11 protein-coding genes and 1 pseudogene are annotated in these 10,174 nt (G+C 70.9%); 4 read left to right on the forward strand and 8 right to left on the reverse strand.

The window, feature by feature from the left end:
- The 6 genes from R6V09_RS35880 to R6V09_RS35905 form a co-directional block, all read right to left on the reverse strand.
- Positions 1-1,062: SulP family inorganic anion transporter (locus tag R6V09_RS35880; RefSeq protein ID WP_317885647.1), on the reverse strand; the 1,062-nt coding region annotated here is incomplete at its 3' end.
- Positions 1,063-1,119: 57 nt separating this feature from the next.
- Positions 1,120-1,788 (reverse strand): carbonic anhydrase, encoded by a 669-nt coding sequence (locus R6V09_RS35885; protein ID WP_317885648.1) that lies wholly within the window; start codon positions 1,786-1,788, stop codon positions 1,120-1,122.
- 109 nt (positions 1,789-1,897) lie between these two features.
- Positions 1,898-2,833, reverse strand: coding sequence for an ABC transporter substrate-binding protein (locus R6V09_RS35890; RefSeq protein WP_317885649.1), 936 nt, complete (start codon positions 2,831-2,833; stop codon positions 1,898-1,900).
- A 19-nt stretch (positions 2,834-2,852) separates the two neighbouring features.
- Positions 2,853-3,515, reverse strand: a complete 663-nt coding sequence (locus R6V09_RS35895; protein WP_317885657.1) for an ABC transporter permease — start codon at positions 3,513-3,515, stop codon at positions 2,853-2,855.
- Entirely contained in the window at positions 3,515-4,156 is a 642-nt protein-coding gene (locus R6V09_RS35900; protein ID WP_317885650.1) for an ABC transporter permease, read from the reverse strand. Before R6V09_RS35900 ends, R6V09_RS35895 begins: the two co-directional genes overlap by 1 nt.
- Complete coding sequence (locus tag R6V09_RS35905) at positions 4,153-5,196, reverse strand: ABC transporter ATP-binding protein (protein ID WP_317885651.1); 1,044 nt, start codon at positions 5,194-5,196, stop codon at positions 4,153-4,155. Before R6V09_RS35905 ends, R6V09_RS35900 begins: the two co-directional genes overlap by 4 nt.
- Before the next feature lie 142 nt (positions 5,197-5,338).
- On the opposite strand from R6V09_RS35905, the gene R6V09_RS35910 reads away from it, so the two are divergent.
- Together R6V09_RS35910 and R6V09_RS35915 are read left to right on the forward strand one after the other, a co-directional pair.
- A complete protein-coding gene (locus R6V09_RS35910) occupies positions 5,339-6,871 on the forward strand; it encodes an aromatic amino acid ammonia-lyase (protein ID WP_317885652.1) in 1,533 nt (510 codons plus the stop codon).
- Positions 6,868-7,776 (forward strand): MurR/RpiR family transcriptional regulator, encoded by a 909-nt coding sequence (locus R6V09_RS35915; RefSeq protein WP_317885653.1) that lies wholly within the window; start codon positions 6,868-6,870, stop codon positions 7,774-7,776. The genes R6V09_RS35910 and R6V09_RS35915 overlap by 4 nt, the downstream gene beginning before the upstream one ends.
- Before the next feature lie 91 nt (positions 7,777-7,867).
- On the opposite strand, the gene R6V09_RS35920 is transcribed toward R6V09_RS35915, so the two are convergent.
- A complete protein-coding gene (locus tag R6V09_RS35920; protein WP_317885654.1) occupies positions 7,868-8,497 on the reverse strand; it encodes a TMEM175 family protein in 630 nt (209 codons plus the stop codon).
- Positions 8,494-9,045 (reverse strand): hypothetical protein, encoded by a 552-nt coding sequence (locus tag R6V09_RS35925; RefSeq protein WP_317885655.1) that lies wholly within the window; start codon positions 9,043-9,045, stop codon positions 8,494-8,496. The genes R6V09_RS35920 and R6V09_RS35925 overlap by 4 nt, the downstream gene beginning before the upstream one ends.
- Positions 9,046-9,172: 127 nt before the next feature.
- Here R6V09_RS35925 and R6V09_RS35930 point away from each other — a divergent pair, with 127 nt between their 5' ends.
- Positions 9,173-9,706: a PadR family transcriptional regulator gene (locus R6V09_RS35930; RefSeq protein WP_317885656.1), complete on the forward strand. Its 534-nt coding sequence runs from the start codon at positions 9,173-9,175 to the stop codon at positions 9,704-9,706.
- Between the two features lie 116 nt (positions 9,707-9,822).
- Positions 9,823-10,174: pseudogene (locus R6V09_RS35935) on the forward strand (hypothetical protein); the annotation flags it as partial.

Here is a 10,174-nt window from a genome sequence, read left to right on the forward strand (position 1 = left end):
CAGCAGCACTCCGGCCAGCGCGGCCAGCGGGATACGGCCCACCAGCGGGGCCGCGACCGCGACGATCCCGGCGAGGATCACGGCGTGCGCGAGGGCGGCCAGGCGGGAGGTGGCGCCGGTGCGGACGTTGACCGCCGTACGCGCGATCGCGCCCGTGGCCGGGACACCGCCGAAGAGCGGGGCCGCGAGGTTGGCGATGCCCTGGCCGAAGAGTTCCTTGCCGGGGTCGTGGCGCTCACCGGGGCGCATCGCGTCCGCGACGGAGGCGGAGAGCAGGGACTCCAGGGCGGCCAGTGCGGCCACCGCCGCGGCGGGGAGGAGGAGGGACGGGACGCGGGAGACGTCCAGGAAGGCGAGGGAGGGGGCGGGGAGCGAGGACGGGAGTGTGCCGAGTCGGGTGACGTGCAGGTGCAGGGCCTCCGACACGACCGTCGCCACGCCAACTGCCGCCAGGGAGAAGGGAACCGTCGGTTTCCAGCGCGCCCCGGCCAGCATCAGCGCGGCCGAGCCGAGGGCGAGGAGGAGGGCCGCCCAGTGCGGGGTCGCGTCGAACTCCTCGGCCGCGCGCGCCGCCACCACCGCCACCTGGTCACCCGCCGGAATGGGCACGCCCAGCGCCGACGGCACCTGCTGGAGTCCGATCACACACGCGATACCGATGGTGAAACCGGCGATCACCGGCGCGGGGACGTACGCCATCGCCGTTCCCGCGCGGGCGAAGGCGAGCACGAGGAGCATGAAGCCGGAGATCAGCCCGACCGTGAGGACGCCGTTCGCGCCGTACTCGTGGACGATCGGGACGAGGACGACCGTCATCGCGCCGGTCGGCCCGCTGACCTGGCGCGCGGAGCCGCCGAACAGCGCGGCGAGCGAGCCCGCCACGATCGCGGTGATCAGGCCGGAGGCCGCGCCGAGACCGGACGTCACCCCGAAACCGAGGGCGAGCGGGAGCGCCACGACGGCGACCGTGAGGCCGCACAGGAGGTCGCGGCGCGGGGCGCGGGTCATCGTGCGGAAGTCGGCGGGGGAGGGCAGGACGGAGAGCACACCGTTCATGGTCATGGGCTTCTTCGCGTGAGTTGCGTGGGGGGAATGGGCTTACGGCAGCCAGGAGTTGGGCTACGGCAGCAGGGAGACGAGGCCCGTGTCGAGGTCGAAGCGGGCCGCGACGACGTGCGCGGAGGTGAAGGCGGGGTCGGCGCGGATCGCGTCCCTGACCCAGGCCGTGTGGGCGGTCATCGTGTGCTCGGCCCAGTCGCCGGGCAGGGCGCGAGTGCGGCGCGCGGCCGGGGCGATCTCGTCCACCAGGAGCGCGAGGTGTCCGGGGACGGGCGCGCCGGTCTCCAGGTGCGCGAGTGTCGCCGCCACCGCCCCGCAGCGCTCGTGGCCGAGCACCAGCACCAAGGGGATGCGCAGTTCCTCCACCCCGTACTGGATGGACGCGAGCACCGCCTCGTCCAGGACCTCGCCGGCCGTCCTTATGCACAGCAGGTCGCCGAGGCCCTGGTCGAAGACCAGCTCGGGCGGCACCCGGGAGTCGATGCAGCCGACGATCACCGCGAACGGGTGCTGTGCGGTGGCCAGTTGGTGGCGCAGCCGACGGCTCTCGTCCGGGTGGCGGGAGTGGTCGGTGGCGTAACGGCGGTTGCCGTCGAGGAGTTCGGCGAGGGCTGCGGGGGCGGTGGTCGGGTGGGGCCGTGGGCCGACGGCGGCGGTGGCGGTCGTGGGGGCGGTGGCCAGCGCGCCGACGGCGGTGGCCGTCAGAAAGGCCCTGCGGTTCGAGGCCATGCGGTTCCTCAGGTGGTGAGCGTGAAATCACCCTACGCATGCGATCAGTTACCGAGAGTGCCGATTTAACGACACTTGACTGATCCCTCGTCAGATCATCGACACGTCATTACTTCGTGATGCCGTGCTGCTTCGCGTACGTGTTCGCCACGTCCTCCGGGTCCTTCTTGTCCTTGTCCACCTGGCGGTTCAGCTCGGTGAGTTGGGCGGTGGTGAGGAGGTTGCCGACGCGGGCGAGGGCCTTGCGGACCGTGGGGTCGGCCACCCGGTCGGCGATGAGCGGGACGATGTGCTGACTGGGGATCAGGGTCTTGGGGTCGGTCAGGATCACCCAGTCGTTGGCCTTGATGTCGGTGTCCGTGGTGAACAGGTTCGCCACGTCCACATCGCCCTTCTTCAGCGCGCCCTTCACCAACGGCCCGTCGGAATCAAGGGACTTGAACTCCTTGAACTCGACGCCGTAGACGTCCTTCAGTCCTACGACGCCCACCTGACGGGTCTTCACCTCGGCGGAGGCGCCGATGACGAGCTTGCCGTTGTGCTTCGCCAGGTCGGCCAGCGAGGTGAGGCCGTACTTCCTGGCGGTCTCGCGGGTGACGACGAAGCAGTCCGCGTCCTCGGCGATGCCGTAGGGCAGGACCTGGAGGCCGGAGGGGAGGGCGAGGGTGAGGGCGTTCTGCATCTCGCCCGCCTCCGCGACCTTGGACTTGGGCTGGAGGTAGGTGAGCAGGGAGCCCTGGTACTCGGGGAGGAGGTCGATGTCGCCGCTCTTGAGGGCGGGGAAGACGATCTCGCGGGTGCCGAGGTTGGGGCGGACCTTGACCTTCACGCCGGCCGCTTCGAGGGCGGCGGCGTAGAGGTAGCCGAGGACCTGGTTCTCGGTGAAGTTGGCGGTGCCGATGGTGACGCCGTTCTTGCTGGAGGCGCTGCCACCGCCGGCGGAGCCTCCGCCGTCCAGCGAGGTGACGCCGCTCGCGCAGGAGGACAGGACGGGGACGGCGACGGCCGTTCCGGCGAGGGCGCCGAGGAGGGTGCGACGGTTCATTTCGGAGTTCCCGGTTTCCCTAGGCGGTGCGGTGGCGGAAGAGGAAGCGCTGGAGGCCGGACAGGCCGAGGTCCAGGACGACGGCTACGACGGCGACGAGCACCGCCCCGCCGAGCACCTGCACGAGGTCGCGCTGGGCGAGTCCGTCGAAGACGAAGCGGCCCAGGCCGCCGAAGGAGACGTACGCGGCGACGGTTGCCGTGGAGACCACCTGGATGAGGGCGAGGCGCAGGCCGGTCATGATCAGGGGGAGCGCGAGGGGCAACTCGACCTGGAACAGCACCTGGTGGCCGCGCATGCCCTGGCCGCGCGCCGCGTCCTTCACGTCCGGGTCCACGGCGGTCATGCCGGCGTAGGTGTTCGTCACGATCGACGGGACCGCGAGGGCGACCAGCGCGATGTAGACCGGCCACATGGACAGGCCGCTGGCCAGGAAGACGAGGACGACCAGGCCCACGGTCGGCAGCGCGCGGCCGAAGGAGGCGAGGTTGATCGCGAGGAACGCGCCCTTGCCGGTGTGACCGATCAGCAGGCCGAGCGGGAGGCCGATCGCGGCGGCGATGAGGGTCGCCAGCAGCGAGTACTGGAGGTGCTCGGCGAGGCGGTGCGCGATGCCGTCCGTGCCGGCCCACTGGGAGCCGCTGGTCAGCCACTTGCCGAGGTTCTTGAAGAGTTCGAACATCAGGCTCGCCGCCTCGTCCACGGGGTGAGTACGTACTGGAGGGCGACCAGGGCCGCGTCCGCGACCACCGCGAGCAGCAGGGTGAGGACCACGCCCACGATCACCGGCGTCGGGAAGTCGCGCTGGAAACCGTCGGTGAAGAGCTGGCCGAGGCCGCCGTCGCCGATGTAGGTCGCGACCGAGACGAGCGAGATCGACATGACGGTGGCGATGCGGACGCCCGCCATGATCACCGGGAGTGCGAGGGGGAGTTCGACGGTGAGGAGCGTGCGCAGGGGGCGCGTGCCCATCGCCTTCGCGGCCTCCTTCGTCTTCGCGGGGACCGAGTCGAGGCCCTCGACGGTGTTCCGCAGCAGCACGACCAGCGTGTAGACCGTCAGGCCGATCACGGTCGTGGTGCGGGTGAGGCCGCTGATCGGGAGGAGGAGTACGAAGATCGCGATCGACGGGATCGTGAAGAGGACGTTCGACAGGCCGAGCAGGAAGCCTCGGAGCGGGCGGACCCGGTGGGCCACTACCGCCAGCGGGAGCGAGATCAGCAGGCCGAAGAAGACGGCGCTCATCGCGGCCTGGAGGTGCGAGAGCGTGAGGCTGGTGAGGTCGTCGGTGTGGTCGCCTATCCACGACCAGTCGATCGTCATGCCGCGACCCTTGCCTCGGCGTGCGCCTGGCCCGCGTGCGTGTGGATGTCGTCGCGGGACGAGACGCCGGTGAGGACGCCGGCCGCGTCGACGCGGGCGATCAGGCCGTTGGGGGAGGCGACGGACTCGTTGAGGGCGGCGAGCAGGGAGTCGCCGTCGCGGAGCGGTCGTACGGGGATCTCGGCGCCGTCCGTGGCTTTGGCCGCCCAGTGGAGGGGCTTGCGCGCCTCGTCCACGACCAGGGTCCAGGTGCCGCCCTCGGGGGCCGGGCCCTGCGGGACCTCGGCGAGGGTCTTCAGGGAGAGCAGCTTGAGGCCGCGCTCGGCGCCGAGGAAGTCGGCGACGAAGTCGTCGGCCGGGCGGGCGAGGAGTTCGGCGGGGGCCGCGCACTGGACGAGGTGACCGCCGGTGCGGAAGATCGCGATGCGGTCGCCGAGCCGTACGGCCTCGTCGATGTCGTGCGTGACGAAGACGATGGTCTTGTTCAACTCCTTCTGGAGCCTGAGCAGTTCGTCCTGGAGCTGGGTGCGGACCACCGGGTCCACGGCGCCGAAGGGCTCGTCCATCAGCAGCACCGGCGGGTCGGCGGCGAGCGCGCGGGCCACGCCGACGCGCTGCTGCTGGCCGCCGGAGATCTGGTGCGGGTAGCGCTTCCCGGCGTCGGCGGCGAGGCCGACGGTCTCCAGGAGTTCGGCGGCGCGGGCGCGCGCCTTCTTCCGGCCGTGGCCCAGGAGCAGCGGCACGGTCGCGATGTTGTCGAGGACCGTGCGGTGCGGGAAGAGCCCCGACTGCTGGATGACGTACCCGATCGAGCGGCGCAGTTCGGCCGCGTCCTGCTGGGTGACGTCCTTGCCGCCGACCTTGATGACGCCCGAGGTCGGGTCGATCATCCGGTTGATCATCCGAAGGGTGGTCGTCTTGCCGCAACCGGAGGATCCGACCAGTACGGTGACCCCGCCTTCCGGCATCTCCAGGGAGAGATCGTGAACTGCTGTCGTGCCGTTGGGGAAGCGCTTGTGGACCGCGTCGAACTGGATCATGAGTTGTCCCTTGCCCGGCTGTATAACGTCATGCAGAGTTCTCGGTGTCTGAATAGTTTGTCAATGTCTCCGCGTTAATCCGAGGTAACGGATGCCCGGCAGGCAAGATCGAGTGTCCTGATTGAGGGGAGTTTGAGGCCGTATGTCGTCTCGGATCGTGGACACCGCCGATGCGATGGTGTCCGGGAGCTCCGATCTCGTCGTCCTCGACGGGGTCGGCTTCGGGGTCGCCGATGTCGTCCGGCTCGCCGACGGGGACGCCCGGCCGGTCCCCGGCACCGACGCGATGAAGCGCGCGACCGAGTCCTGGGACGCGGCCCGCCAGATCGCCGCGACCGGCCGCGTCTACGGCCGCTCGACCGGCGTCGGCGCCAACCGGAACGAGGACGTGCCCACCGAGGCGGCGGCCGAGCACGGGTTGCGCCTGCTCCGCAGCCACGCCGGCGCGATCGGCGACGAGCTTCCGGCGCGGGAGGTGCGGGCCATGCTCGCCGTCCGCGCCAACCAGCTGCTCGCGGGCGGTGCGGGACTGCGGCCGACGGTCGTCACCGCGCTGTGCGAGGCGCTGGAGAGCGGGGTGTATCCGGTCGTCAACGAGTTCGGCTCGGTGGGGACGGGGGACATCGCGGCGCTGGCGCAGGTGGGGCTGGCGTTGGTGGGGGAGCGCCCCTGGCGAGGCGCCGGACATGGTCCTGTCGGCGTTCCCGAACCCCAACCCCTCGACAACAACGACGCGTTGGCGCTCATCAGCAGCAACGCCCTCACCCTGGGACAGTCCGCCCTCGCCCTGCACGAGTTGCGCGGACTCATCGGTGCCACCCAGGTCGTCGGCGCGCTCTCACTGCTCGCCGTCGACGGTTCGCACGAGCCGTACGCCGCGCCCGTGCACGCCGCCCGCCCGCACCGGGGATCGGTCGAAGTCGCCCGCCGGATGCGGGAGTTGATCGGTGCCGCCGACCGGCCCACCCCGCCGCTCGGGCGCATCCAGGACCCGTACGGCTTCCGGTGTCTGCCACAGATCCACGGGCCCGCGCACGACGCGGCGGACGCGCTGGAGGAGGTCCTCGCGATCGAGATCAACGCCTCCGCCGAGAACCCCTTCATCTCCGCCGAGGACATGACCGCCTACCACCACGGCGGCTTCTACCAGGCCCAACTCGTCCTCGCCCTGGACCACTTCAGGCTCGCGCTGACCCAGGTGGCCCGCCTGTCGACGTCCCGGCTCTCCTCCCTCAACGAGCCCGCGTTCACCCGCCTCAAGCCCTTCCTCGCCGACAACGAACCCGCCTCCTCCGGCGTGATGATCCTGGAGTACGCCGCCGCGGCCGCCCTCGGCGATCTGCGCGCGTTCTCGGCTCCCGCCTCGCTCGGGCACGCTGTACTCTCCCGGGGCGTCGAGGAACAGGCCAGCTTCGCCTCGCTCGCCGCCCGTCAGACACTGCGCGCCTGCCGCGCGTACCGTCTCGTCGTCGGCTGCGAACTCGTCGCCGCCGTACGGGCGTTGCGCCAGCGCGACCTGCGGCCCGAACCGGAACTCCCGGTCGGCCGCGCACTGGAGCTGGCCGAATCGGTGCTCGACGACGAGACGGCGGACCGGCCGCTCACGGACGATGTGACGGCGGCGGCCGGACTGCTGGACCGGTTCACCGAGATCTGGAGGGGGAGCACGTCATGACCGTGGATGGGAGCCTGGACGAAACGGTGAACGGGAGCCAGGAGGGGACCTTGGACAGGAGTACGGGTGTGACCGACAGCCCGGCCGCACGACTGCAGACGCTCTTCGAGGGGCACCGGCTCACGCCGACCCAGCGGCGCATCGCGCACAGCATGGTGCGGCGCGCCGCCGAGGTGCCGTTCCTGTCCAGCGTGGAACTCGCCGAACTCGCCGGCGTCAGCCAGCCCTCCGTGACCCGCTTCGCGGTCGCCCTCGGCTTCGACGGCTACCCGGCGCTGCGCAAACACCTCCGCGAGGTCGCGCCCGCGGAGTCCGTCACCGACACGGCGTCGTACAACGAGTACCAGCAGGCCGTAGAGGCCGAGATCGAGAACCTCAAGCACCTCGCCGAGATACTGGCCGACCCCCGGCCGGTTGCGAAGGCCGGTCGCCTGCTCGCCGCCTCGCGTCCGCTGCCCGTCCTCGGGCTGCGCGCGGCGGCCTCCCAGGCCTACGGCTTCGCGTACTTCGCCGCCAAGGTCCATCCGGACGTACGGCTGCTCAACGAGGGCGGCACGATGATCCACGACCGGATCGACGCCGCCGTCCGGGCCGGTGCCACCGCCCTGCTGTGCTTCGCGCTGCCCCGGCATCCGCGCGAGGTCGTGGACACGCTGGCGTACGCGAGGGAGGCGGGCCTGACCGTCGTGACCGTCGCGGACTCGGCGTTCGCGCCGGTCGCCAAGGTGTCCGACCTGCTGATCCCGGCCGCCGTCGGCACCGGCCTCGCCTTCGACACGGCGTGCGCGCCGATGCTGCTGGGCCGGGTGCTGCTGGAGGCGATGTGCGACGACCTGCCGGACGCGCAGGCCCGGCTGGAGGAGTTCGACGCGCGGGCGGCGGCGCGGGGGCTGTTCGTGGAGTGACGGGCCGTCCGGTCCCGCGTATGCGCGTGTGGTTCTGCGTCGGGGCCGCCCGTGGGCCCGGGATCGGTGGTTTCCGGGCGGCCCCTTCTCGTCAGGTGACGCGGCGCAGGATTTTCTGTGTCAGCGGCAGCAGCGCCCAGCACAGGGATGCCCAGTGCGTGACCAGTGCGACGGGGATCGAGACGGCGAAGGTCACGATCATCGCGTCCACCCATGCCAGGGTCTCCGCGATCACCTCGCGCGGGGCGTCCGGGCGCAGCATGCCCGACCTGCGCAGGTCGGCGAAGGCCAGCCTGAAGGACAGGCTGGTCAGGGCCTGGCCGGCCGCGTACACGATGAACTGGATCCGGAACGCGTCCGCCTCGCTGGTCAGCAGTTTCGTCGTGAACGGCGTGATGACGATCAGCAGCAGCCACAGCAGGTTCCAGCGGATGGCTCCGCCGGACAGGCCGGTCACGTACCGGAAGAGGCGCTGGTGGAGCATCCACTGCATGGCGATGACCGCGAAGCTGACGAGGAACGCGAAGTACTCCGACAGGTGCTCGCGCATGAAGTGCTGCACGCCCGAGTCGCCGTGCGCTTCGGCGCCGGGGACCGGCAGTTCCAGGGCCAGCAGCGTGATGGCGATGGCCACCACCGCGTCCGAGAAGTAGATCAGCCGCTCCGGGCTCGCCGGTTCGATCCGCTCGGCGGGCTCGGTCGTTCCGTTGTGCGTGCTCATGCGATCGCCTGTCCGGCCGCGGCCTTGGCTCGGGCGGCGTAGCGGCCGGAGAGGACGAACGGGACGACGAACGCCAGGACCTGGACGGTGACCAGCGGCGCGGTCGCGGAGTTCTCGTACTGGACCACGAAGGCGCAGGCGAGCGCGCCGAGGGTGAAGGCGGATGCCCAGATCGCCGTCAGGATCATGTTGACCCTGATGAACCGGGGCGAGTGCCAGAACTCCTGCGGCACCTCGGCCCGGGCGAAGGCCAGGGTGAAGGGGCGGCGCACGGCGAGCGAGGTCAGGGCCGTGGCCGCGAGGGTGGTGTTCGCCAGCGCGCAGATCCAGTTCCGCAGCCCCGATGCCGGGTCCGCCAGCGCGACGACGGCCATGACCACGAAGAAGGCGCAGGTGGCGGCGCCCAACAGGTCGACACTGCGGGCGCGGAGCTGCCCTGCGAGTAACCAGAGCGCGGCCAGTGCGGCGGCGCCCGTGCCCAGTCGCCAGTCGACCGGGCTCAGGGCCGCGTAACACAGCCAGGGTGCGAAACCGCGGACGTAGTTCACCGGTGTCTTCCTCCACGAGTCAAAGAGCCAAACCGGGGAGTCCAATATTGGACGGTAGGATTATGACTGTCCAATTCTCGACCGTCCAGTCAGGATTGGTGAAATACCGGAAAGGTAGGGTGAGTTCATGAGCCTGCCCCACGCCCTCCTCGGGCTCCTCTCCGAACAGCCCGCCAGCGGCTACGACTTGCTCAAGCGGTTCGACGAGGGGCTGTCGGCCGTGTGGCCCGCCCAGAAGAGCCAGGTCTACAGCGAACTGGCCAAGCTCGACGAGAACGGCCTGATCGAGATCACCGGCACCGGCGCCCGCCAGCGCCGCGAGTACGGCATCACCGACGCGGGACGCGCCGAACTGCGCCGCTGGCTCACCGAACCCGACCTCGACCTCGCCTTCCGCAGCGCCGCACTGCTCCGCGTCTTCTTCCTGTGGACCCTGAACCGTGGCGAAGGCGCCGCCTACCTGGAGAAGTTCGCCGACCACAACCACGCGCGACTCACGGCGATGGAGGCCATCCGCGACAACGCGAAGTGGGTCGGCGACCCCGTCCAGGTCTGCGGCTGGCTCATGCTCGAATACGGCCTGCGGGGTTCCGAGACCGCCGAGCAGTGGGCCCGCTGGGCCGCCGGGGAGCTCACCGAGCGCCTGGACACCCCCTCCTGACCCGACCCCCCCGACCCGGGGCGAGGGCGGAAAAGCCCGTTCTCAGACTCGTCTCACGTTCGCTCACTAGTCTCGCGGCCCGACGGAACTGTGCCGGGACGACCAGGAGGCAGAACGTGGCACGCGGAGATCGCAGAGTCCAGGGGCTGGCCCGAGTGGCAGTCGTCGTACGGGCCGGAGCCGCCCCGCTGTGGTGGTTCGGGGTGCTGGCGGCGGGTGTCGGAGTACTGCTGCCCGGCATCACCGGGCGCCGGATCGGGGTGATGGCCGGGGCCGCCCTGTTCATCATCGCGGTGGCCGTCGTGACATACGGGCGCCGCAGGCGCTACACCGCCCTCGCCCGTGGCGCCGCGCGAGCCGGCAAGCACGATGTGCTCCAGGACCGCGCGGTGACCGTACGGAACTGGCGCCGCGCCTACCGCTGGTGGCTCGTGCTCGCCTTCGCGCTCGCGCTCGGCAGCGGGTTCG

Origin of the sequence: Streptomyces sp. W16, from assembly GCF_033194735.1 — a bacterium.
Classification (GTDB): Bacteria; Actinomycetota; Actinomycetes; order Streptomycetales; family Streptomycetaceae; genus Streptomyces.